Raw genomic sequence first — 23,708 nt, 5'->3', positions numbered from 1 at the left:
TACATATGTAGATTAAAAAGGGAGAATCAATTTTCAGCCACTGTATATTTAATCTACAAAAAAGGAGAATTGTAGATGAACGATAGTGAAAAACAACTTGATTTACGTATTAGACGTACACATAAATTACTGTGGGATTCCTTATTTGAATTAATGACGCAATCAAAACAGAAATATAGTACGATCACGATTAATCAAATATGTGACCGCGCAATGGTACACCGAACAACCTTTTATAAACACTTCGAAGATAAAGATGCTTTATTAGCATTTGGATTTAAACGATATAGCAAGATGATTGCTGAAATACCGGTTTCAGATCGATTAAGTAAACCATTTCAAGTAATGGAACAATTTCTACATCATGAAGAAATCGGTAAAATATTAGAAACGCAAATGTCTGATGAACAATTTATTAACCGAACACAATATTTAAGTCACGAAACGAGAAAACAAGAAATAGAAGCGTTAAATCAACTGCACAAAAATCATACGATGCCCAATGATTTAATCATTGAATTTTATTCAGGGGCAATCACCTCATTAAGCGCATGGTGGTTTAAAAGTGAAAGAAAAGTTTCTGCTGCTGAAATGGATAGGTATCTCCATCAACTTATTAATCGGGATATTTTTCAGTTTGAAAAGGAATAAGACTACACCTTTTCAATCATGCAATAAAGTGAAACTTTAATCAGCCCTCACCAATCGGACTTTAACGGACAGCCCGACCCCCACCTAACTTCTTTGCTTCCACTGAATTTTGAGGTGGGGGTCTTACTGCCCGTTAAAGCGGGATCAAATTGACCACAAAATAGGAATATGATATATTTTCCGTAGAATACTATATAAGTGTAACAGCGAATAAATTGGCATATAATAAAAAGAAGAGATGCGCTAACATCTCTTCCTTAACTGCTACCGTATAGGGTGGTGGTTATTATACGTTATTATTTTTTACGAAACCCACCCTTTTGCTTCCTACGGCGCGGAGTGGTTTTTTTGTTGTCCTTACCCAGAAGTTGCTTCCGCAAAAAATACGCTGAAACTTCGTCCACATCTTACGTCCTGATTCTGTACTATCTGTTCCGCTACCAGATACGTAAATGAACGTCATGTTTGGATTTAACTCCTCTAATGTTTTCGCGGCGGATAACATTAAATCAATGAAATAAAACGTCGATAAATTTAAGTTACAAATATTCAGAATTAATATTAAAATAAAAAATGAGGATAGGGGTATGGGATTATAAATTTTATACATAACGAGGGAATAAAAATGAAACTGCAATTAAAAGCGGATTTAGGGCTACTACTAGTTACATTCTTTTGGGGTGCATCCATCCTACTTACAAAGCTTGGACTTGATGGCATAGAAGAATATAATTTAATCGCATTACGATTTATTATCGCTTTTCTTTTATCAGGTTTAATATTTTACAAACATTTATTTAAGATCGATTTTAAAACTGTAAAATATGCATTTATACTCGCTTCTGTCTTATTTATCGTTTACATTTTCGCGACTTTCGGTACAAAGTATACAAGTGTTTCTAATGCTGGTTTCTTACTATGTCTCACAGTCATTTTCATTCCGATATTATCAGCTATATTTTTAAAACACATTCCAGAAAAGAAAGTTATAGTAGGAATCATTTTAACGATAATAGGAATCGGCTTATTAACATTAACTAGCGAATTCAAAATCGGTAACGGCGATATATTTTGCATACTGTCTGCCCTGTTTTATGCGATCCACGTCATCATTACTGGAAGCGTAACGAAACATGTGAATTCCATTGCACTTGGAGTAGTGCAACTCGGTTTCGTCGGCCTATTTAGTCTTATTTTCTCATTCATTATAGAAACACCAAAACTTCCTAGCACGATCGACTCATGGCTAATCATATTAGCTTTAAGCATATTTTGCACCGCAGTCGCATTCATCGTGCAAGTAATTGCCCAGCAATACACTACACCTACCCATACAGGTCTTATTTTTTCATTAGAACCTGTCTTTTCCGCAGGCTTTGCTTTCGTTTTCACAGGTGAAACGCTGACAGGAAAAGGGTACTTAGGGGCTACGCTTATATTATTGAGTGTGTTAATTGCTGAGTTGGATTTTAAGAGTTTGTTGAGGCCTAATTATAAGAAGAATATAGAGTAAACATTTCAATATAATCAATAAACATACCCCAGAAAAATATGAGTTTATATTATTTTCATTCTCTTCACTTAGATTTTCTTTTTAGATGCTATCTTCAAACAAGGTAGCATCTAAAAAATGTTAAAAGGAATCTCTCCTTAGTATCTTCTTATACTTGATGTAGTTTGCATACTTGACCTTTTCTACGTTCTTTAATTACTTACTGAATATAGTCATACAGATTTTTCGCTAACAATAAACAAGTTACTGTAATGAAAAGGGCACGAACATACCCGCTTCCTTTTTTTATAGCAAATTTGGAGCCAACAATCCCTCCAGCAATTTGAGCAATCCCCATTATAAAACCATATGCATAGTTTACTTGCCCTACATACATAAACATCAACAATGCACCAACATTACTTCCTAAATTAAGAAGCTTCGCATTACCTGCTGCTTTTAAAAAATCATACCCAATAAATAAAAGAGAAAACATTAAAAACGAACCTGTTCCAGGACCTAGAAATCCATCATAAAAACCAATAGCAAAAATAAAAAAGGTAAAAATAATGACGTGTCGACCAGACAATTTCTTATGAGTGGAAATACTACCCCAATCCTTTTTGAATATCGTATAAATAGCGACCGCACCAAGCATAATTAACATCAATGGCTTCAGTACTTCTGGATTCATTAAATGAACGGTCCATGCCCCTATTATGGAACCTATGAAAGTAAGCGGAACTAATTTAAACGCCGATTTCAAATCAAGATTACCAGAACGATAAAACACAATATTACTAGTTGCACTTCCCATTGTCGACGCTAGTTTATTCGTAGCTACTGCACTTGCTGGATTCAGTCCTGTAAATAATAAAGCTGGTAAAGCAATGAGCCCACCACCACCTACAACTGAATCAATGAATGCAGCTAAAAATCCAAAAGCAATCAAAATCATTAATACAGATGGGTCTAAATAAAAATCCATACTATTAACCTCCCCTTTAGTCACTATTCGAATAGTAACTAATAATTTGCTAAATGTAAACAGTTATTGTAACGTTGAAATATAAAGTGAAACTTTAATCAGTGGAGGGTTTGTTCACCCCCACTGATTATTAGTTGAACCAATCGGGCTTTTACGGGCAGCCCGACCCTCACCTAACTTCTTTGCTTCCGCTGAATTTTGAGGTGGGGGTCTTACTGCCCGTTAAAGCGGGATAAAAGCAAACATCGGAGGACGAAAAAAGTGGACTACATAGTGCAACAGCTTAAAAAAATTGGTTTCAATGAATATGAAGCTAAATCTTATGTATCTCTTGTTAAACAAGGGCCTGTCACAGCCTACCAAGTGAGTAAGGATTCGGGTGTCCCAAGAGCGCGAATTTATGAGATTTTAGGTAACCTTGTAGAAAAAGGAATTGTCATGAAGGAAGAAATAAATGACACCACTCGCTATTCACCTCTACCTGTTGAAATCTTTTTACAGAAGGCGCAATCAGAATGGCAGTCTACTTATGAAGGAATAAGTGATTCATTAAAGAAACTAGAAACTTCCGAGGAAAAAACGGATAATCGAGTGATTACTTTAAAAGACAATAAAACAATCATTAGCTATTGTCAGGCATTAATAAAAAAAGCAGAACGACGTATTGTCATTTCAATGTGGGATGAGATGTATGAAGCGTTAAAAGAAGATCTATCTGAAGTAGCTGATAAAGTTACAATACAAGGTATTACCCTGCATGTTGAAAATCCCATTAAAAATCTAGAAGCCCATCGCATAACACCTTATACAGAAACTTTGTCTACAGAACATTGGTTTATTTTATCGATAGATTCTAAAGAGATGATTTATGGACCATCACTTGAAGAGCGTAATATTGCTTTTTATACAGATGACCCCGTTCATATATACTTATTAGAGGATTATGTATGGCATGATGTTTTAGTAAATCGACTTGTCCGACGTAGCCAAGATGATTTGCAGCAATGGATTACTGCAGAGAGAAAGTCTTTCTTTATGGGGAAATGAGGAATATATTCAAGAGCAAACCAAAAGATTTTCGTATTAAACCTAACAACTTCTCCGTACAAAAATAGCCGACTATTATATAGTAAATATTCGGCTATTTTTGTATAAATTTATACAGACGCTGCCATTACCCCAGCGATTAATGAGATAAACGCTTCTCCCACTCTTTCACCTTTTCAATTGTTACATCTAATTTTTTAGCTATTTCTTCTACACTCATTCCTTTAAAAAGCATTCCAGCTGCCGAAAGTGCTTTATCAATTTCTTCTTGCTTCTCTTGCTCATATAAACGACCTACTTTTGTCATCCGTAACCACTCCTTTACCTTTTTATATGCTTTCTTCTATTTTATCATCCAATCTCCACAAACCGCCCAAACTCCTTCAAAAACCTCAGCTTAAAACTCACCACAGGCCCATTCCGATGCTTCGCCACATGAATCTCCGTCATCTCTTTCTGCTTCGTTTCCTTATCGTAATAATCTTCGCGATACATAAGCATAATGACATCCGCATCTTGCTCAATTTGTCCTGTTTCTCTTAAATCAGATAAAAGAGGGCGTTTATCTTGACGTGACTCTACAGAACGAGACAATTGCGATAACGCTACTACACAAACATTTAACTCACGTGCTAATAACTTAAGCTTACGAGAAATCTCACTAATCTCTTGAAATCGATTTCCCTTATGCTTCGGATCACCCGTAATCAGCTGCAAGTAATCTACAATAATTAAAATCTTTTTATCACCGTGCTTCCTCTTTAACTTACGCGTTTGCATCCAAATATCTTGCACCGTAACGCCTGCATTGTCGTAAATCTCAAATGGCAACTCACCAATCTCCGCAAACGCCTTACTTACCTTCTCCCAATCTTCCATCGCAAAACGATGCTTCGGATTTTTCAGCCTACCTCCTGACACTTCACCTACACAAGATGCCATTCTTTTTAACAATTGCTTACTACTCATCTCTAACGAAAACAATCCAACCGCTACTCCAGACTTCGCCGCATGCAATCCAACATTAAGCGCAAACGCAGTCTTCCCCATAGAAGGACGCGCACCAAGAACGACAAAATCACCTTCCTGCAATCCGCACGTCATTTTATTTAACGATGTATAACCAGTCTCAATACCAGTAATCTCTTTCACATCTTGATGAAGCTCCTCATACAAATCAACTAACGCATCCTTCAAATCAAACTCACATACAGAGTCTTTCTCCTCTAATTCACAAAGTGCCGTAATCGTCTCACCGATAACTTTCTCACTCTTCTCCGCAATAAGACGCTCTCCCATCTTGTGCCCGAGAACACCAGCCTGATACATTTTCCACGCACCTCGAACAAGCCCCTCATAATAAGAGAAGTTGGCAATTGTAGGCACACCATCCATTAACCCTATAAAATACTCCATTCCCCCGATCCCCTCTAAAAACTTCGGATCTACCCTAGAAATGAACGTCACAAGATCAATCGGTTGCCCCTCTTCTTCCATTTTTCGCATTAACTGAAATATAGACTTGTGCACCGACAGAGAAAAATACTGCTCCGTCAAACGGCACTCCTTAATAAGCTCTCCATCAATTAATAGAGAACCTAATACCGTCTTTTCCGCCTCCACATTTTGAATACTCATGGACGCCACCCGCGCTCCGCTAAAAAGCGCTGCAACTCTTCCTCAGACGGCGCATTCTTCTCCCACTCCTCACACCTCGCCAAAAACTCCTCCGTCTCCCCGGTACTAACAGACGACTCCTTCTTCCTAAAGCTCGCCGTATCAGCCTCAACCTCACACACTTTCGTAAATCCTTTCCCGTGCCATCCTCTCAAAATCCCCTTCACATAAGCAACCGTCCGCTTATTATTCTCAAACGCAATTTGAAGAGCCTTCAGCACAAGCTCCTCTGACAAATCTTCCATCCACGCACTCAGTTCCTCCACAGTATGCGGAGACAAGCTACCGAAATGTTGCTCATAAAAAGAAAACACGCGACTCCCCGTTTCTTCCTCTATAACCTCTTCTTCCTCTGTCTCCTCGCAAACTGGATCAACATCATCCACAGCCAAATCACTCGGCATACCGAAATGCGCTAAAAGCATCGGAACATTCAGCTCCTCCTCTACACACTTCTGAAGAAACATATGTACAAACTCCTTATTCTTCACACCCTTAAGCTCACGAAGCACACACTTCTCCACATTCGTATTCGTCACAGGATTATAACGAAGCCAATTTAAAACGAATAACTCCCGCGTCTCCGCATCATACAGAATCTTCCCATAATCAATGAAGCGCTGCACAAGCTTATCAACAGTCTCCCGATTATAACCCGTCTCCATCTCAGCTAACCGCTTCGGAAAAGGAAAAATCCCACACTGCGTCGTCTTCGAACAAGTTAATAAGTAAACATAAAAATACCGCTCCTCCGGCGTCAAATCCAAAACAAAATCATCCTGCCAAAAATTCACCTGCACATTACGATACACCGCCATCCTAATTCCTCCCGTCTCCGTTCAAAATAAAAACCTCTTCATAATATATATGGGAGGTTAGTCGGGTTTTTGGCGTGTTATTTTAAATTTTTTTTGACTACTACTACGGTGTTTGTTGTTGTTTTTGTTTTGTTATGTTTTTTCTTAGTGATTTATTACTTGGTAGGGGCTTGTAAGGGGCTTAGGAAGGGCTAGTTATCAGTTACTTCGATTAGGAAGACTCGATCCGAAAAGCCGCCTCGTTCTTCTGCTTTCTTTTTACGGATGTTGTTGATTTCTTCTAGTGTTGTCCCTTCGTGTTCGGCTAGAGCGTTTATTAGTTCTAGTAGGTCGGATAGTTCTTCGAGTTTATCAGGTTTTGTTTTTGCTTCGATGTATTCTGTTAGTTCTTCTTGTGTTTTCTTGCAGAGTTCTTCTATATATTCATCTTCGTTTAGGAGTCTTGTTGTGGGTGTTTTGCCGTTGGATTTTATTATTTGTGGGATTTTGTTTCGGATTAGTTTGTTGTAGGTTGGCATTTGAATCCCTCCAGGATTAGGGTTTTAATGCTCTAATTATACCATATAAGATTTAGTCCTTTTCTTTCTGTTTACATGGGATAGCTACTTAAACCATACATTTTAATCCAATAAATAAGGCTGTATCAAAAACATACTACGATGTCATTTTGATACAGCCTTATCTTATCTACTAATACTACTATCACACTAATCATTTTTGAGCTATACAAGCATTAAAAATTCAATCTACCTACAAAACATTACTATCCTTTAAATAATCATAAAGCTTATTATCAACCGATTTCTCCATAATCATATTCATCGTAACAACCGGTAGTTCTTTTCCATTTTTATCTTGCATTTCAGTTTGTTCTACACTTGCTTTATCAGGTCTTGCTTTTCCTAAATAGTAAAAGTCGCTTCCCTCGTCATCATCTTTTTTCACAAAAATATGAACATCAATATTATTTTCTTTAGCGTCAATAATTGCTTGAACTTCCTTCGATTTTAATGTTCTATTACTTCTTGTATACCATTTAAGAACATCTTGATTAAGGAATTCATCACCGTAGTCCACACTGGATTCTACCTCATCATTTTTATGGTATGTAATAAATATTGGACAAGTATAATATTTTGTCTTATAACCATACATAGTTGAGCTCTCATCATTATGCCAATTTAAAAGTTTACACACATCTTTTCTTGAGTATTTTTTATATACAGTAAGGTTACTATCACACTCATAGTTTTTGCTCTTTTCCTTCGCACTTCTAACGATGTCCATAACCATATACTTAAAGTATTCATTTTGTTCTAAGCTTTTTCGAATAGAATCATTAAACATATATGTCTTATTGTTCTGTAAAGAGATAATTGGCTTTTCTCCATATTTCTTTTGACTGTTTTGTGAGAAAAACTCTAATTCAAAAATTCGTTGTACTGAAGTAATCGTTTCATCATCTGTTAAGCAATTAGTTTCTTCAAGTTGTTTTATATACTCATCCTTATCAACTTTTTCTTGCTTTAATAATAAGTCTAACAAAACGATTTCGTTTTTACGTTTTCCATTTAATACTTCCAATGAAAGCATTGTTAAAACTTTGTTTTCATACTCTGTTAATGTAGGCACAGCTTCTTTCATTTTCAATAGGAACTGATAATAGTTCGAATATCCATCTACAAGTACAACTGGATCAATAGAATGGTTTACTATAAAGTCATATAAATATGGAATTCTTCCTATTCTATTTTTCAACTCACCAAACGCTTCCTTTAATACTTTCATTGCTGTTAAATTACTATTATTAATAGCTTTAAAGATTTGTTTTTTCGCTATCTCCTCAAAGTTAACTGTTGAAATACCTTTAATATAACTCGTGTCATTTGTATATCTGCGTATATTATCTTTATTTTGTGATCTATCTCCTGAAAGGGCAATTGGAATTAAATAGTTGTTTTTATAGTTTCCAATGAAATCAATAATCGTAACAAAATCTTTTGAATCATGTTTTCGAAGTCCACGCCCCAATTGCTGTATAAAGATAATACTTGATTGAGTTTGTCTTAACATAACAACCTGATTCACACTCGGAATATCAATTCCTTCATTAAATATATCTACCGTTAAAATATAATCAAGTACGCCATTTTCTAATTGATTCACGCGCAATTCTCTTTCCTCTTGAGAATGATCTCCTGTTAATGCAAATGTGCGAAAACCTCTATTATTTAAGGCGTGTGATAATTGTTCTGCTTCATCTTTTCGGCTGCAAAACATTAATCCTGTTACCTTTTTACCAGAAAAACCGTAATATTTTACTTTTTCCACTATATGATCCACTCGCTCTTCCGTAACAAGTTTAGATAAAACAGTAGTGTCATCTATCTTTTCACCATTATATTCAAAATCAGTTACTCCAAAATAATGGAAAGGACAAAGCATATCTTCTTCAAGTGCTTCTTGCAATCGAATTTCATAAGCAATGTTGTAATCAAATAGCTCATAAATATTAAAATTATCTGTACGTTCAGGTGTAGCGGTCATTCCCATTAAAAATTTCGGTTTAAAATAATTAATAACTCTATGATAAGAACTAGCACCTGCTTTATGAACTTCATCTATTAAAATATAATCAAATAACCCAGGATCAAATTGCTGTAAATTTTCTTCTTTTGAAATGGTTTGGATCGTCGCAAATAAATATTTAGCATTTATTTGTTTATTTGACCCTGATAAAATTCCAAAGTCCTCATCTATCCCACCAAGAACTTTTTGAAAATCGGATTTCGCTTTATTTAATATTTGCTCTCGATGAACAATAAATAACATCCGTTTAGGTGAAAAATTTCTGACATCAAATGCTGAAAGATATGTCTTCCCCGTTCCTGTTGCAGAAATAACTAAGCCTTTTTCTTTTCCAGCGTCTCGAATAGCTTGTATTTCTTGTAACGCAGCTTGTTGCATTTTATTTGGGGTAATTTTCAAAGCTTCTTCAATTGAATTATGATATTGACCAGGTAATTCTATAACTCGATCTAGTAACTTATTTTCTACAGCTTGCTCATATATTGTTTCGTAATTTGCAATCAACTCTTCAGTTAATAGTTGAGAATGCTCCCAGACTTCTTCAAATTGATTTTTAAAATGCTGTACTATCTCTCCATCTTCATGCGATGTTAACTTAACGTTCCATTCATAGTTTACCTTCAAAGCATGTGCAGTCAGATTTGAACTACCGACAATTAATGAACAATGTGTTTTGTTATCAAATATGTATCCCTTTGAATGAAAACCAGATAAATTTGTTAATCTTACTTCTACATTTTCAAGTTTCATTAACTCTCTAAACACTTTTGGTGTATTAAAGTTTAAGAATGTAGATGTTAATATACGTCCTTTAACCCTTTTTTGTTTAAGATCAAGGAAATGTGATTTTAAAGTCGCTAGCCCACTTTCCGTAATAAAAGCCACCGAGAAAATAAACGCTGTACTATTTTCAAGCTCTTCCAGCAATGAGCTTAAAACATTTTCATTTTTTTTCGTATTGTTTACTAATAATTTCGGCTTATATATTCCAGGATGATTATGTTTTTGATCAATAAACCCTTTATATAAAGACCCCTCTAATTTTTGAATAAAATTCTCCATATGATCACCATTATGACAATTTTTTATATTAATTGTATTACTCACTGATTTAAAGTGCAAATTTATTACAAATATAAAAAACTATCCGTATAAAACGAATAGTTTTTTCAAATTACTTTACAATCGATTCTTTTGATAATTTCTCAATAGTCGGGATATCCGCAGGTGCCCACTCTAAAGCTGCTAATTCATTCGGATATAACCATTTAATTGCTACATGCTCAGTTAAAACCGGACTTCCTTCAACAAGTTTACAATAGAAAGTTTTTAAATGAACGATACCAAAATCATATTCATAGGCTGTATAATCAATTTGTTCACCAATTTGCACACTACAATGCATTTCTTCATCAATTTCACGCTTTAACGCCTCTTGAGGTGTTTCTCCCTCTTCTATTTTTCCACCTGGAAATTCCCACATAAGAGGTAGCGATTTAGCTGGTCCTCTTTGTGCACATAAAATTTTCTCATCTTGAACAATTACCGCTCCAACAACATAAATATTTTTCTTCATTATGTCCTCCTTAAATCTCACAGAAACTCTATAATTTACGTTTCCACATCTTATAGACTGAAAAATGCCTTTTATATCTTTTAACGACTAATAAATTTTTAATCAGTGAGACAGACTTTATCTATTCCTATCTGGTACCTTAAATGTAATTAGCCTAACACTCTCATCTCTTTTATATTATATAGAAGTAACTACAAAAATAAAGCATGATTGAATACTTTCCTCTTAAGCCTCTTTTCTCACCATCTCTTCATACCTAAAACTACTCTCCTCCAAAAACCCCCTACTCTCCCCACTATCCTTATAATAAGAATTCCAACCCCGCTCCCTCAAAATCCCCTTCCAACTATCACTCTCAACCATCTTCTTAATCACACCATCCCAATAAGCAACCTCTTCCTCCGTCATATCTTTTGGGCCCATAATTCCTTTCCAGTGCTGGAAGATGACGTTGATTCCTTGTTCTTTCCATGTTGGGATTTCTGGTAGGCGGTCTAGTCGTTTTGGTGCTGATACGGCTAGTATTTTTATTTTGCCGGCTTTGTATTGTTTTTCGGCTTCGGATAGGGTCATGGTTGCGGCGCCTATTTGTTTGTTCGTTAGGGCGCTTATGATTTTTTCTTTGTTTTCGTAGACGAAGAATTGTAGTTCGGCAGGGTTTATGCCGAAGGCTTTGCTTACTTGTACGAAGGATAGGTGATCGTCGTTTCCTAGGCCTGGGGCAACGCCGATTTTGAAGTTTTTCTTGTCTTGTTTTAGTTGTTCCATTAGTTCATTTGCGTTATCTATGTTTGATTCTCTTGATACAACAACAACTTCCCAATCTGATGCAAGTGTTGCGAGCGGCGTGAAGTCTTTATATGTTAGTTTACTGTGGCCTAGTAGGTTGTTCGTTATGAGTAAGCTTGAGTTAATCGCCAGTACGTGACCGCCTTTTTGTTTCGTATATTTCCATCCGACGTCACCGCTGCCACCTACTTTGTTTGTGACTGTGATTGGTTTTGTGAAAATTTTTTCTTCTGTTAGCGTTTTTTGCATTGCCCGTGCTGTTAAGTCCCATCCTGCTCCTTGAACGTTTGGTGCAACGAGTTCTACTTTATCTATGTTTACTGTATTCGTATGGGATTTTTCCGAAGAACAATCAGCTATTGCTCCTGTCACGATCCATATACATAGTAATAATCGTTTTTTCATAGTCCTCTTCCTATTCGGTATTTTCGTTCTGGTCGTCCGATAATGCCGTATGTGTACTCTACTGTGCATTCGCCGGTCGCTACTAAGTATTCTAAATATCTTCTTGCGGTTGTTCTGGAGGCCCCCATTTGTTCGCCCATTTCTTCTATTGTAATGCCCTCTTCAAATCCTTTTATAATCCCTTTCACTTTTTGCAGTGTTAACGGATCCACACCTGTCGGTAAGTTTTTTATGTCTTGTGTTTGCGAAGTCCCGAAGAAATTATCGATGAGTGCTTGATTTACTTCATTGTTACTATGTAATAGTTGCTTCTTTCTTTTATAGTCTTCAATTGTGCGAACAAATTTTTCTAACGTGACTGGTTTTATAAGGTAATTGCTTACTCCGTTTCGAATTGCTTTTTCTAGCATATAGTTTTCATTCGCCGCCGTTACCATAATGACATCAACGCTTGGAAAGTCAGCATGAATTTGTGGTAATAAGTCAGTTCCAATTCCATCTGGTAAGTAATTATCTAATAGAAGCAAATCGATTTCTTCCTTTTGTAGTAGTTCCATCGTTTCTTTCGCGTTCAATGCTTTTCCAATCACTTTTACGTCCTTTATTTTTAATAAGAACTCTTCCTGAATTTGCGCGACGCGGAAATCATCTTCTGCAATTGCAACCTTCAACATATGCCCATCCCCCTGTTTGTCATGTACTTTCTTTCAATGTTTTCGGAAGGTAAATTGTAAAAATAGCTCCCCCATTTTTCTCGTTTTGAATTTCAATTGTTCCATCTAGTAGATCTACCATTTCTTTCACGTTTGCTAGTCCGTAGCCACGATTGTTTCCTTTCGTTGAAAATCCTTTTTGAAAAATAGTCGTGATTTTTTCAACTGGTATTCCTGCTCCACTATCTATCACTTCAAACACAATGTCGTGCCCAATATCCGTAACAAAGAAGGAAACACTCTTCTCCTCTTGCCCACTCACCGCATCAAACGCATTATCGATTATGTTTCCAAGTATCGTAATAAGATGCGAAACTTTTATATGATCTGGTAACGGATGAAGCGCACTATCTCCTTCAATATGAAAATCAATTTTCTTCTCAGATGCTGTTGCGAGTTTTCCTAATAAAATAGCTTGTACTTTCGCATCATGAATTTGATGAAATAAAATATGATTTTGGCTTTGATGAATGTTAGATTCTTGCTGAATAAATTCAATCGCTTCTTTGTAATGTCCTAACTGAAGTAATCCCGATAAGACGAACAGCTTATTTGTAAATTCATGTGTTTGAGCACGTAAGTCCTCGGAATACTTTCTTACCTCAGATATCGTATTAACAAGGTGTTGCAGTTCTGTTTTATCTCTAAAACTACATACAACACCTACCGTACTGTTATTTTCGAGTATCGGCGTCATGTTTAAAATAAACACTTTATCTTGAAACGCGATTTCTTGATCGGTTTCTAGCACTCTTTCCATATTAAAATTCGGTAAAACTTTTGAAATGTGTTGCTGCATATAATCATCATTTACATGAAGCATTTCTTCTGCCGAGGTGTTCATCATCGTAATAAAACCGTTTTGATCAATGGCAATGATTCCTTCTTTTATAGATAGTAGTATCGCGCTTCGTTCTCGGTATAGTGCTGCGATTTCATTCGGCTCTAAACCGAGTGTATCTTTACGAATGCTACGCGCTAAAAGAATTCCACCAACAATACCGACTACTAATACAGCCAAGGAAAAGAGTATAATTTCTTTCGTTCTGCTCAGTATGTTAGATTCAATACCTTTTATTAAAAACTCTACTGTCACAACGCCTACTACTTGATTGTAGTCTCCGTTATGAACAATAATGGGCGCCTTCGCCATTAAAGCAGGACCACTTTCACCATTTCCTTCGAGCGTATAGTATCCTCCAAAGGTAAGTGCTTCATAGTTATATGGATTATTACTCTTTGTTCCAATCAACTCAGAATTAGAATGTGAATGCATAACCCCATAACGATCTTCTATAATTACATAATCCGCACCAGCTTGCTCACGAACTTGTTCCGCAATGGATTGGATCGTACTTTTATGCTCATTATTTTGAAAAGCCTCTTTTATAGCTGGCATAAAAGAAAGAGATTTAGCTGTTTGCAGTGCTAACTGTTCCACTTGTCGCTTCGTATCAACGGACTGAATGTAAACAAAGATCCCCGCTAATAGGAGAACGATAAATAAAATTAACGCAATAATTAAGCTTACTATTTTCGTTTGTAATGACACTTTGCGTGATTTTTTCATGCTTCATATCCTTTGATAAAATATTCTAAACTATCAATCTCCTTTTTTTATTATTATGACAAAACTGAAAATGAAGCAACTATTAAAAATATCCATGTTCATAAAGTACAAAAAGAATAAAATTGTCATAATATTGAGATTTTATTTAAAGAACAGTACAATTCAACTATAATGAACACGCTTTCATAATTATTATTTTATTACTAAGCAAGAGGAGGAATTAGTATGGCTCAAGTAAAATCAAACCGAGTCGCCGGCAATATTTTCAAAGGTTCTGTCGGCAATTTAATTGAATGGTACGACTGGTACGTTTACTCTGCTTTCGCTGTTTATTTTTCAGCAGAGTTCTTTCCTAAAGGAGATCCAACGAGTCAGTTACTGAACACAGCGGCTATTTTCGCAGTTGGATTTTTAATGCGCCCTATCGGAAGTTTATTAATGGGACGCTATGCAGATCGGCACGGACGCCGGGCAGCATTAACGCTTTCCATTACGGTTATGGCCGGTGGTTCTTTAATTATTGCCTGTACACCGAGTTACGAAAGTATCGGTATTATGGCCCCTATTATTTTAGTTCTTGCTCGTTTACTTCAAGGGTTGTCACTCGGCGGAGAGTATGGAACTTCCGCAACGTATTTATCTGAAATGGCTAGTAGTGGACGCCGTGGTTTTTATTCAAGTTTCCAATATGTAACGCTCGTTGCTGGACAGATGGTTGCGTTAGGTGTTCAAATTGTTCTTCAGCAATTACTAAGCGAACCTGATATGAAAGCTTGGGGATGGCGTATTCCATTCATTATTGGAGCGATGGGTGCAGTAGCTGTATTATGGCTTCGCCGCACGATGGATGAGTCGGAGCAGTTCTCAAACATAAAATCACAAAAACGTGAAAGCGCAGGAACCATTAGCGCTCTTATGAAACACCCGAAAGCAGTATTAACAGTAGTCGGCCTAACATTAGGAGGTACTGTTGCATTCTATACGTACACAACATATTTACAAAAGTTCATGGTAAACACAGTCGGCCTTCCGAAAGAAATTGTAAGCTGGATTAACTTTGTCGCACTACTTATATTCGTCGTACTTCAACCGATTGCGGGGCTATTATCCGATAAAATTGGACGCCGCCCACTATTAATGGCATTCGGTATTCTCGGAACATTACTAACAGCGCCGATCTTCTTCTTCATGGAAAAAACGACAGAACCAATCGTAGCATTTTTACTCATGATGGTCGGTCTCATTATCGTTACTGGTTACACTTCCATTAACGCAATTGTAAAAGCAGAACTCTTCCCAACTGAAATTCGCGCACTTGGCGTAGGTTTACCATATGCACTAACAGTTGCGATATTCGGCGGAACAGCTGAGTTCATCGCATTATGGCTAAAAAGTATCGGAATGGAATCACTATTCTACTTCTACGTAGCTGGATGTATCGCGATCAGCTTTATTACGTATTGGCGTATGGATGAGTCATCGAAGACTTCGCAGATTGAGGCGGAGCTTGGTGGTGGGGATAGTTTAGTTAATAATAAGTCTAGTTAAAATTTATGTATTCTATGTTCTTCGTTTATCTGAACTCGATTTACTTTATCTAAGAAGGCATAATTTATTCATATATAATTTAAAAACCTTTGGATATTGGTTCTATGAACAAAAGATGTGGCGATGTTGCAAGAAATACTCAATTAGAGCACCCTACAAATTACACTGAAATATATTGGTATCAATAAGGTAGAAAAAGACAATATACTAGATACACTTTGTATTTAATTCAATGCATATTTCTAATAATATTCCCAGTAAGTACTCATGAACCTAAAATATATTGAAATTAATAAAAAACTGAAATAACATCAAGAACTTGCAGATTTACAATATTAAATATCTATCAATATGATTTATTCTATTGATAGATATTTAATTAATTTTACACTTCAGCTAAAGCTTACAAGTATCTCGTATGACTTATCTCAAAATCCTTATTGATGTTAAATTTATTCATTTTTAAGACTAGAAACAAATTAATATAGTAAATTCACATTTTAGGGGTACTCTCCCATCACCATCAAGCTAATATTTTAAAGTACTCCCAAAATAAAATTGTTAGCTCTCTACAGTTATTTATGTGAATTCAGCTCGTTTTTTTGTTTTGGATGAAAATTATGTTTGAACTTGATAGCAATGTGGTGCTGCCCCTATTAGGCAAATTCGACAAAGAAAAGACACCCAAAGGTACCTTCCTCCGACTTGAACCATCTTAATTTTATTGTGTTGTTATTATATAAGAAAAGAAGACATCGCTTAAGATGTCTTCTTTTACTTGTACACTTGGTGTTAAGAAGGTATTTATTGCTTAAAAACCATAAAAAAATATAACAATCATCGAGTAAACCTATTATAGCATCAATAAATAGAGTTTTTATATGCATTTTTACATATATATAGATTTATTTATGTTTTATCTATATAGTTAAATTGTCTGTTTCTTGTTTTAATTCGTTTGTTTATTTTGAGTGCTCCAGCAATGGAGCCTTTTTTTATGCAATAAAATATTTTCTTAGCATTACTTAGTTGATCTATATTAACTTTACCCTCTTAAATTATATCTATATTTTACCAAATTATTATATAGATAACCAGTTTTTTCTAATAATCTAGTGGATTGATAATTTTAATGTTAGTTGTTAATACTTATAGAAAAATTCATCATGCAATGAAAATTGAGAAATCAAGAATTATAAAAAACTTATAGTATCTTTGGGAAAAGTATATTTATAATTTGCATATTAATATGTTATAATTTAATTTCTAAAACTACCAAAAAAGGACTGCCAGTAATGGTGGTCTTTTTTATACTGGTGAGATTGTACTAGGTTGAGCAAAAAAATGGAACTGAAAAAGTTATTTCTAATGAGGATAGCCCTCTTATGATGAAGTTTAATTCAGTGAATCTGCAAGCAAACATAAAAGAAGGAAAAAATTACGATTTTACTTTACGTGGATATAGAATACCTATACTTTCATGGTTTCCAAATTTAGATGGTGCCGAACCATAAAATTAGCACTATTCTTTAATAAAAAATCCGACTCATTTTTTAATGAGTCGGATTTTTTATTAAAGAGCTATTTCGTATTAATTTGTGCCATCATTTAATATGCTATTTTTAAATGATTTCCAAATTTGATAACTAATTATCTAAATTTCTAAATTCTATACCGCACTATCAATTAGACAATTATTAAATATATCTTCTATCTAAAACATCGTATTATCATTAGCTGCTTCACTTGGAATCTCTTGAATTACATCCCAGTGTTCGACAATCTTTCCATCCTTGATACGAAATATATCCACTATAGCAACTCCCTTATCTTGAGAATTAGTACGAGAATGTACATGAAGAGCAACTGTATCCCCTTCAGCTACTACACGTTTAATCTCTGCAGAGGAATTAGGATTTTTAACAAAATCCTCCTTAAAGAAATCCATGAAGGCTTTTCGTCCATCAGCAACAAAAGGGTTATGTTGCTTATAATCTTCGCTAACATATTTAGGGATAATATCGATATTATGTTTGTTAAAAACTTCATTATAGAAATCAACTACCATCTTTTTATTCTTTTCATTTTCTTTCACTTCTTTTGATACAGAAGCAACATTCTCGCTCTTTATTGAGTTCCCTTTGTTATTACCGGTGGAAGCTTGATATACCAAAGTCGAAACTACTCCTAAAATAAATACAGAAATAATTGTTATGATTAAACTTTTCTCTAATTTCATATATACCTACCTCTTCTACTTAAATAAGTTTTCTTCTATAAAAAGTTTGAAGAAGGAGAAACCTTCCCCAAAATGTAATGTCAGGGGTAATGTTAGGAATTTCATTTATCCTAGCCCCCCTATACAAGACATATTAGAAACGATTAGCTCTAACTTAATACCTCATTAACAGTTGCACTGTCCACAATTTGAATAAACATCTTAACCTTATCGTTCTCATCAAACTTATAAAGATGACAAAAATCTGCTACAAATGACTTCCCTGTAGCTTTATATGTTCCACTATATTTTCCATACACAATAACAGTATTGTTATTAAAAGTATAAATTTCATCTTTAGCGCTATAGTCATCCCATTCCGTGCCAAGACGTTCATGTACGTTTTTCACTACTTCATCTGGACCTATATAAGTACCTGCATATGGAAACCCAGCAGCTTCTGTCCAAGATACATTTTCACTTAAATACGTTTTGAACGCATCCAATTTCCCTTCGCCAGTTAACACATACGTTTCATGTAATAGTTTTTGATATTTATTCATATCATTAACCCCAAGGCATTTCTTTTGTTACAACTTTTGCACTTAATTCTAATACACCTTTATTTGCATAGTCTGGATATGCTGCTTCAAGTTTTGCCACAAAATCTTTTGAAGTTCCACTTTCCTCAGAAGCTTGAACCGCAGTTCTTAGATAATCCATTGTCGCAGTAAGTGCTTGATTATTTAGGGATTTTTCGATTGATCCATGGCTAGGTACAATTATGTCAGCATGTAATGCTTGTAACACTTTCAAGTTCTCAATCCACGCCTCCATCGCGGCTTTTGAGCTAGTATCCGCTAAGAATACATGTATTTCGTTAAATACATCAATACCACCAATTAATACTTTCAGCTCTTTATTAAATAAGCTAGTTCTGTAATGATCTAAGCCTACTAGTTCAAATGTTAACCCCTGAAAATCAATCGCTTTTTCTTTAAACACTTGAGGTAATACCACGTTACTTGGCGCATTTTCTCCAAGGGCGTCTTTCCAAACTTTTAATTTCCCTAAGACAGAATGAACGATATGTTCAAAAGTAGACTCTGTAGCATACGCTATAGCTTCTGGGTAAACGGCTTTAATGCTCTCTAATCCAAAGTAGTAGTCTGGATCCCCATGAATAATAAAGATTTTATCTAGAGATAAGTTGTTTTTTTTCAGATACTCAACAATTTCTTTCGAATCAGATTGAGTAAATTTTGAGTTTATTAAAAATGCATGTCCTGCTTTCTCAACTAATGTTGCTGTGACCATAAAGCTTTTTTCATCCGAACTAAACACCGTTAATTTCACATCTTGTTGATTTGTATCGATTGTTTTAAACATAGTATGTTATTCTCCTTTTGTTAAAGTTATTAACTAATTATCATATTTTTATCTTGTTCCGATAAAATCTCCCACTCCCATTTATCTGAAAGTGTAATAGTACTGGCGAATATTCCGGAGATGAATGTCAGGTGGCCTAAGATAACATGTTTGCTACTATATCCTAAATTTTCTTAATATAAATTTTTAAAACGCGCTTCAATTTTATCCGGCGTCATTACGCCACCACCAATAGGAATAATTTGATTATCCTTTTGTAAAAGTAAGGAAGGATAGCTATTAACACCAAGCTGTCGAACTTTATTGAAATCATTTTGGACATCTATTATTGTTTCTTGAGCGTTTAAACGTTCTAATACTTGTTCAGGGTCCAAACCATGCTCGATTGCAATCTTGCGATATGTTTCAGGATCACTCAGACTTTGGCCCTCATAATAAAACGCTTTTTGCATAGCCGAAGTGAATTCTAATAAACGGTCTGGCGCTAATGAGCGTAAAGCTGAAAAGCCAATTGCAGCATCTTTCGAATTCATTTTAAAAGTCCCTTCCTCCACCAATTTTTGATATGAAGGACCAAATTCAGCACCTGTAAGTTGATTAATTCTTTTATTTCCTTCTTCTATATATGAGAAGTTTTTCATTGGTAAATTATCTAAAAATAACCCTCCACATAAAACCGTTAATGGCACTTCAGTGTGGTTTTTGTAAAATCCTTTAATACTTTCTGAAAAACCATAGCACCATCCACAATATGCATCCCATACGTAAATAAGGTTATCTTGTTTCGTCTCCATTTAAATCTCCTACCTTTTTTTTATTATCCAGCTCAACTAAATTTTGGGTTTATATAAGTACATCTTTTTATACCTTGTTCTTTTTTAGATACCTTACTATATTTCCCCAAAACTAATATTTCCAAAGAAAGATCCACCAAGGTTTTTAACAAAAGATAACGTTGCACCTTATTGCCCCGTAACAGAAAATACTAAAGCTTAGAATATGCATTGATTTGAATGTGTTAGTAACTTTCTACACCGGGTGGCAACGTATGGACCACCATCCTTAATTAAATATATAAATCATATTTTTAGCAGATATTAGTTGTAACTAAATTGATTACATCTTTATGTAACTATTTTAGTTACAACTAATATAGAAGTCAATTCTTTTTTTCGAAAACATTAAATTTCTACATTAATCTACAACCAATCCCACTCTTTAAAAAAATATATCAACGATTATATCGATCGTAACTCCGAATATATCAACGTTTCGACACAACATATCGATTTATCGACAAATTTCGAGCGCGTTATCTCCTAAACTAACAACCAATCCCACATCACATTCACCTACAAAGAAAAAAAGCACCAGGTCCCCCCGATGCTTTCCCCACTCTAAAACAAATGACAAGCCACCTCATGCCCCTTCGCAATCTCCACCATTTTTGGTACTTCCTGCGCGCATTTTTCAGTAGCGAATTTGCAGCGCGTTCTGAATTTGCAGCCGGATGGTGAGTTTAGTGGGCTTGGTACTTCTCCCTCTAGGATGATCCGTTCTTTGCCAGTGTTTGTTGGATCTGGTTCTGGCATAGATGAGAGTAGTGCTTGTGTGTATGGATGTGCCGGTTTTGTGTATAGGTCTTCACTATCGGCAATTTCTACTATGTTTCCTAGGTACATGACTCCGATTCGGTCTGATATGTGTCTTACCATGGATAGGTCATGCGCGATGAATAAATATGTGACGCCTGTTTCTTCTTGGATATCTTGCAGCATGTTTACGACTTGTGCTTGGACTGAGACATCGAGTGCTGAGATTGGTTCGTCACATAGGATAAAGTCTGGTTTTACAGATAGTGCGCGCGCGATGCTAATGCGCTGGCGCTGGCCTCCACTAAATTCGTGCGGGTAGCGATATAAGTGTTCTTCTTTTAATCCTACCTTTTTCAGAAGGTCTAAAATGATTTCTTTTTGTTCTTCTTTTTCGTAAGATCCGTGAATGTTCATTGGCTCGCTAATAATTTGGAATACATTCATTGCCGGGTTTAATGATGCGTATGGATCTTGGAAAATAATTTGCATTCTTTTTCGATATTCTTTTAGTTCACTTTCCTTTAAACTTGCGATATCTTTTCCGTCAAATAAAACGTTACCTGAAGTGACATCGTGTAAGCGAATGATACTTCTTCCTGTCGTTGATTTTCCGCAGCCAGATTCTCCTACTAACCCGAATGTTTCACCCTTTTTAATAGTGAAGCTTAAGTCATCGACTGCTTTTAATTGCTCTGTTTTCCTGCCAAATAGTCCTTTTTTAATAGGAAAATACTTTTTTAAGTTCCGAACTTCAATTAAGTTTTCTTCATGCATGTGAATCACCTACTGTCTTATCGTTTAACCAACACATGGAACGTCTTTCGTTTCCGATTTCAAAATATGGCGGACGTTCTTTTTCACAAATGTCCATCGCATGCGGGCAACGCTCTGCGAATGGGCAACCTTGTGGCGGATTTAATAAGTTTGGTGTTACACCTTGAATAGGAGCGAGTCTTTCTTTTACACCGTTCGATATTTTTGGCAGAGAGTTTAATAGCCCTTTCGTATATGGATGATTCGGCGATTGGAAAATATCAAGTACAGGTCCTTCTTCCATAATAAGCCCGCCATACATAACGATGACGCGCGTACAGTTTTGCGCGACAATTCCTAAGTCATGCGTAATAAGAAGTAACGCCATATTCGTTTCGTTCTTTAAGTTTTTCATTAAATCTAGTATTTGTGCTTGTATCGTTACATCGAGTGCAGTCGTCGGCTCGTCCGCAATAAGAAGGTCAGGGTTGCAAGACATCGCCATTGCGATCATAACTCGCTGCTTCATACCACCGCTTAGTTCATGCGGATATTGTTTTACCCTTTCTTCTGGCGACGAAAGGCCGACTTGTTTTAACAAGTTAATCGCGATTTGCTCTGCTTCTTTCTTTTTCACTTTTTGATGACGTATAATTACTTCCATCATTTGTTTCCCAATTTTCACGACCGGATTCAGCGCTGACATTGGGTCTTGAGAGATAAGTGAAATTTGATTTCCTCTAATAGAACGTAATTCTTTTTCGGATTTAGAAAGTATGTTTTCATTATGAAAAAGGATTTCCCCTTCTTTCACTTTTCCTGGTGACGTAACGAGAGACATAACAGACTTCGCCATTACACTCTTTCCGCTTCCAGATTCCCCAACGATACCGACTACTTCTCCTTTATTTAAGCGAAATGTAACGCCGCGAACCGCTTCAACTTCGCCACTTTCTATGAAAAAAGAAGTCTTTAAATTTTTCACTTCTAGTAGTTTTTCAGACACGCTTCTCACTCCTTTCACTTAACACTTTAGTTTTCATGTCCGGCTCCTTTTGGTGCGAAAGCTTTCTTCAATGCTTCACCAATTACGTTAAAACTAAGTACCGTTAAAAGGATAAGGAATCCTGGGAAGAGTGTTAAATACCAAGCTTCACCAATATATCCTTGCGCATTGTTTAGCATGCTGCCCCAAGAAGAATCTGGTTCCCTAATACCTAAACCTAAGAAGCTAAGTGATGATTCCATTAAAATCGATGTCGCAATCGTTAATGTCGCGGCGATAATAATGGTTGATAAAATGTTAGGAATGATATGTCTTACAATAATCATAAGTGATTTTTGTCCTGATACTTTTGCGTATAAAACGTACTCACGCTCTTTTACAGATAACGTTTCTGCCCTTACAATGCGCGCGGTGTCCATCCATGTTAGTAATCCGATAATAAGAACCAACGTCGTAATTCCTGGTTTTAAATACGCATTTAATAGTAGCATTAAAAAGAATGATGGAATTGACATAAGTACCTCAACAACCCTCATTAAAAAGTTGTCTAACTTTCCGCCAAAATATCCGCTAATTGTTCCAACTGCGGTACCGATTGTAATAGAAACAACCATCGCAAGAAAACCGACCGCAAGTGAAACTCGTCCGCCATATAACGCTCTCGTTAAGTAATCCCTTCCGTAATCATCCGTTCCGAAAGGATGACTCATACTTGGTTCTTGTAAGCGATCTGGAATTGACATTTTGCTAGGATCGTACGGCGATACGAATGCGAAAATTGATGCGACCGTTAAAACCGCAAGTATAATAACTCCCATTGCAACAAACTTATTTTTCGTAAAGCTATGTTTTATCGTTTGAAATCTCCTATTATTCATTCCAAA

At 35.7% G+C, this 23,708-nt stretch carries 22 protein-coding genes and 1 pseudogene; 5 read left to right on the top strand and 18 right to left on the bottom strand.

Going from position 1 to position 23,708, the window contains the following annotated elements; all coding sequences use genetic code 11:
- The first annotated feature begins 75 nt into the window (after positions 1-75).
- A complete protein-coding gene (locus tag QCI81_RS19075; protein ID WP_071731846.1) occupies positions 76-651 on the top strand; it encodes a TetR/AcrR family transcriptional regulator in 576 nt (191 codons plus the stop codon).
- A gap of 286 nt (positions 652-937) precedes the next feature.
- On the opposite strand, the gene QCI81_RS19070 is transcribed toward QCI81_RS19075, so the two are convergent.
- Positions 938-1,114 (bottom strand): hypothetical protein, encoded by a 177-nt coding sequence (locus QCI81_RS19070; protein ID WP_261721655.1) that lies wholly within the window; start codon positions 1,112-1,114, stop codon positions 938-940.
- Positions 1,115-1,276: 162 nt separating this feature from the next.
- On the opposite strand from QCI81_RS19070, the gene QCI81_RS19065 reads away from it, so the two are divergent.
- Positions 1,277-2,164 carry a DMT family transporter gene (locus tag QCI81_RS19065; RefSeq protein ID WP_059304083.1) on the top strand — a complete coding sequence of 296 codons (888 nt, stop codon included), beginning with the start codon at positions 1,277-1,279 and terminating at the stop codon, positions 2,162-2,164.
- Positions 2,165-2,363: 199 nt separating this feature from the next.
- Here QCI81_RS19065 and QCI81_RS19060 read toward each other — a convergent pair whose 3' ends face one another.
- A complete protein-coding gene (locus QCI81_RS19060; RefSeq protein WP_069355096.1) occupies positions 2,364-3,131 on the bottom strand; it encodes a TSUP family transporter in 768 nt (255 codons plus the stop codon).
- A 261-nt stretch (positions 3,132-3,392) separates the two neighbouring features.
- On the opposite strand from QCI81_RS19060, the gene QCI81_RS19055 reads away from it, so the two are divergent.
- Entirely contained in the window at positions 3,393-4,178 is a 786-nt protein-coding gene (locus QCI81_RS19055) for a TrmB family transcriptional regulator (RefSeq protein WP_071731845.1), read from the top strand.
- Between the two features lie 139 nt (positions 4,179-4,317).
- Here QCI81_RS19055 and QCI81_RS19050 read toward each other — a convergent pair whose 3' ends face one another.
- From QCI81_RS19050 to QCI81_RS19010, 9 genes are all read right to left on the bottom strand, one after another.
- On the bottom strand, positions 4,318-4,485 hold the full coding sequence (locus QCI81_RS19050; RefSeq protein ID WP_000169783.1) for a hypothetical protein: 168 nt from the start codon (positions 4,483-4,485) through the stop codon (positions 4,318-4,320).
- 44 nt (positions 4,486-4,529) lie between these two features.
- Entirely contained in the window at positions 4,530-5,816 is a 1,287-nt protein-coding gene (gene dnaB, locus QCI81_RS19045; protein ID WP_353810869.1) for a replicative DNA helicase, read from the bottom strand.
- On the bottom strand, positions 5,813-6,673 hold the full coding sequence (locus QCI81_RS19040; protein WP_071731843.1) for a DnaD domain-containing protein: 861 nt from the start codon (positions 6,671-6,673) through the stop codon (positions 5,813-5,815). Before QCI81_RS19040 ends, dnaB begins: the two co-directional genes overlap by 4 nt.
- A gap of 191 nt (positions 6,674-6,864) precedes the next feature.
- Positions 6,865-7,191: a nucleoside triphosphate pyrophosphohydrolase gene (locus tag QCI81_RS19035; protein WP_071731842.1), complete on the bottom strand. Its 327-nt coding sequence runs from the start codon at positions 7,189-7,191 to the stop codon at positions 6,865-6,867.
- A 232-nt stretch (positions 7,192-7,423) separates the two neighbouring features.
- Entirely contained in the window at positions 7,424-10,324 is a 2,901-nt protein-coding gene (locus QCI81_RS19030) for a DEAD/DEAH box helicase (RefSeq protein WP_071731841.1), read from the bottom strand.
- Between the two features lie 112 nt (positions 10,325-10,436).
- Positions 10,437-10,838, bottom strand: a complete 402-nt coding sequence (locus tag QCI81_RS19025; RefSeq protein ID WP_043938303.1) for a (deoxy)nucleoside triphosphate pyrophosphohydrolase — start codon at positions 10,836-10,838, stop codon at positions 10,437-10,439.
- Between the two features lie 225 nt (positions 10,839-11,063).
- Positions 11,064-12,032, bottom strand: a complete 969-nt coding sequence (locus tag QCI81_RS19020; protein WP_071731840.1) for a tripartite tricarboxylate transporter substrate binding protein — start codon at positions 12,030-12,032, stop codon at positions 11,064-11,066.
- On the bottom strand, positions 12,029-12,706 hold the full coding sequence (locus tag QCI81_RS19015) for a response regulator (RefSeq protein ID WP_000921517.1): 678 nt from the start codon (positions 12,704-12,706) through the stop codon (positions 12,029-12,031). Before QCI81_RS19015 ends, QCI81_RS19020 begins: the two co-directional genes overlap by 4 nt.
- A 19-nt stretch (positions 12,707-12,725) precedes the next feature.
- Positions 12,726-14,315 carry an ATP-binding protein gene (locus QCI81_RS19010; protein ID WP_071731839.1) on the bottom strand — a complete coding sequence of 530 codons (1,590 nt, stop codon included), beginning with the start codon at positions 14,313-14,315 and terminating at the stop codon, positions 12,726-12,728.
- Between the two features lie 225 nt (positions 14,316-14,540).
- Between QCI81_RS19010 and QCI81_RS19005 the strand changes: the two genes are divergently transcribed.
- Positions 14,541-15,863 (top strand): MFS transporter, encoded by a 1,323-nt coding sequence (locus QCI81_RS19005; protein WP_071731838.1) that lies wholly within the window; start codon positions 14,541-14,543, stop codon positions 15,861-15,863.
- 85 nt (positions 15,864-15,948) lie between these two features.
- Positions 15,949-16,091 (top strand): annotated as a pseudogene (locus tag QCI81_RS27225) (tyrosine-type recombinase/integrase); the annotation flags it as partial.
- A gap of 1,486 nt (positions 16,092-17,577) precedes the next feature.
- Here QCI81_RS27225 and QCI81_RS19000 read toward each other — a convergent pair.
- The 7 genes from QCI81_RS19000 to QCI81_RS18970 form a co-directional block, all read right to left on the bottom strand.
- Positions 17,578-18,102: a nuclear transport factor 2 family protein gene (locus QCI81_RS19000; protein ID WP_000764214.1), complete on the bottom strand. Its 525-nt coding sequence runs from the start codon at positions 18,100-18,102 to the stop codon at positions 17,578-17,580.
- 149 nt (positions 18,103-18,251) lie between these two features.
- On the bottom strand, positions 18,252-18,644 hold the full coding sequence (locus tag QCI81_RS18995) for a nuclear transport factor 2 family protein (RefSeq protein WP_071731837.1): 393 nt from the start codon (positions 18,642-18,644) through the stop codon (positions 18,252-18,254).
- A gap of 4 nt (positions 18,645-18,648) precedes the next feature.
- Entirely contained in the window at positions 18,649-19,470 is an 822-nt protein-coding gene (locus QCI81_RS18990; protein WP_071731836.1) for an MBL fold metallo-hydrolase, read from the bottom strand.
- Positions 19,471-19,643: 173 nt separating this feature from the next.
- Positions 19,644-20,264 carry a DsbA family protein gene (locus QCI81_RS18985; RefSeq protein ID WP_000448622.1) on the bottom strand — a complete coding sequence of 207 codons (621 nt, stop codon included), beginning with the start codon at positions 20,262-20,264 and terminating at the stop codon, positions 19,644-19,646.
- 603 nt (positions 20,265-20,867) lie between these two features.
- Positions 20,868-21,839: an ABC transporter ATP-binding protein gene (locus tag QCI81_RS18980; RefSeq protein ID WP_000544135.1), complete on the bottom strand. Its 972-nt coding sequence runs from the start codon at positions 21,837-21,839 to the stop codon at positions 20,868-20,870.
- A complete protein-coding gene (locus QCI81_RS18975; RefSeq protein WP_071731835.1) occupies positions 21,832-22,824 on the bottom strand; it encodes an ABC transporter ATP-binding protein in 993 nt (330 codons plus the stop codon). The genes QCI81_RS18980 and QCI81_RS18975 overlap by 8 nt, the downstream gene beginning before the upstream one ends.
- Positions 22,825-22,850: 26 nt before the next feature.
- On the bottom strand, positions 22,851-23,702 hold the full coding sequence (locus tag QCI81_RS18970; protein WP_001065285.1) for an ABC transporter permease: 852 nt from the start codon (positions 23,700-23,702) through the stop codon (positions 22,851-22,853).
- Positions 23,703-23,708: the final 6 nt, after the last annotated feature.

Origin of the sequence: Bacillus cereus group sp. MG20, assembly GCF_040459885.1 — a bacterium.
GTDB classification, from domain to species: Bacteria; Bacillota; Bacilli; order Bacillales; family Bacillaceae_G; genus Bacillus_A; species Bacillus_A cereus.
Note: the sequence above shows the minus strand (reverse complement) of the source record. Positions and strands in the feature narration are given on the sequence as shown.

Excerpts from the sequence above, each read along its gene's own strand:
- QCI81_RS18990 (WP_071731836.1), bottom strand. The coding sequence starts at position 19,470 with ATGTTTAAAACAATCGATACAAATCAACAAGATGTGAAATTAACGGTG.
- QCI81_RS19040 (WP_071731843.1), bottom strand. The coding sequence starts at position 6,673 with ATGGCGGTGTATCGTAATGTGCAGGTGAATTTTTGGCAGGATGATTTT.
- QCI81_RS19010 (WP_071731839.1), bottom strand. The coding sequence starts at position 14,315 with ATGAAAAAATCACGCAAAGTGTCATTACAAACGAAAATAGTAAGCTTA.
- QCI81_RS19030 (WP_071731841.1), bottom strand. The coding sequence starts at position 10,324 with ATGGAGAATTTTATTCAAAAATTAGAGGGGTCTTTATATAAAGGGTTT.
- QCI81_RS19020 (WP_071731840.1), bottom strand. The coding sequence starts at position 12,032 with ATGAAAAAACGATTATTACTATGTATATGGATCGTGACAGGAGCAATA.
- QCI81_RS19025 (WP_043938303.1), bottom strand. The coding sequence starts at position 10,838 with ATGAAGAAAAATATTTATGTTGTTGGAGCGGTAATTGTTCAAGATGAG.
- QCI81_RS18970 (WP_001065285.1), bottom strand. The coding sequence starts at position 23,702 with ATGAATAATAGGAGATTTCAAACGATAAAACATAGCTTTACGAAAAAT.
- QCI81_RS19015 (WP_000921517.1), bottom strand. The coding sequence starts at position 12,706 with ATGTTGAAGGTTGCAATTGCAGAAGATGATTTCCGCGTCGCGCAAATT.
- QCI81_RS19050 (WP_000169783.1), bottom strand. The coding sequence starts at position 4,485 with ATGACAAAAGTAGGTCGTTTATATGAGCAAGAGAAGCAAGAAGAAATT.
- QCI81_RS18980 (WP_000544135.1), bottom strand. The coding sequence starts at position 21,839 with ATGCATGAAGAAAACTTAATTGAAGTTCGGAACTTAAAAAAGTATTTT.
- QCI81_RS19060 (WP_069355096.1), bottom strand. The coding sequence starts at position 3,131 with ATGGATTTTTATTTAGACCCATCTGTATTAATGATTTTGATTGCTTTT.
- QCI81_RS19035 (WP_071731842.1), bottom strand. The coding sequence starts at position 7,191 with ATGCCAACCTACAACAAACTAATCCGAAACAAAATCCCACAAATAATA.
- QCI81_RS19005 (WP_071731838.1), top strand. The coding sequence starts at position 14,541 with ATGGCTCAAGTAAAATCAAACCGAGTCGCCGGCAATATTTTCAAAGGT.
- QCI81_RS19075 (WP_071731846.1), top strand. The coding sequence starts at position 76 with ATGAACGATAGTGAAAAACAACTTGATTTACGTATTAGACGTACACAT.
- QCI81_RS18985 (WP_000448622.1), bottom strand. The coding sequence starts at position 20,264 with ATGGAGACGAAACAAGATAACCTTATTTACGTATGGGATGCATATTGT.
- QCI81_RS19065 (WP_059304083.1), top strand. The coding sequence starts at position 1,277 with ATGAAACTGCAATTAAAAGCGGATTTAGGGCTACTACTAGTTACATTC.
- QCI81_RS19000 (WP_000764214.1), bottom strand. The coding sequence starts at position 18,102 with ATGAAATTAGAGAAAAGTTTAATCATAACAATTATTTCTGTATTTATT.
- dnaB (WP_353810869.1), bottom strand. The coding sequence starts at position 5,816 with ATGAGTATTCAAAATGTGGAGGCGGAAAAGACGGTATTAGGTTCTCTA.
- QCI81_RS19070 (WP_261721655.1), bottom strand. The coding sequence starts at position 1,114 with ATGACGTTCATTTACGTATCTGGTAGCGGAACAGATAGTACAGAATCA.
- QCI81_RS18995 (WP_071731837.1), bottom strand. The coding sequence starts at position 18,644 with ATGAATAAATATCAAAAACTATTACATGAAACGTATGTGTTAACTGGC.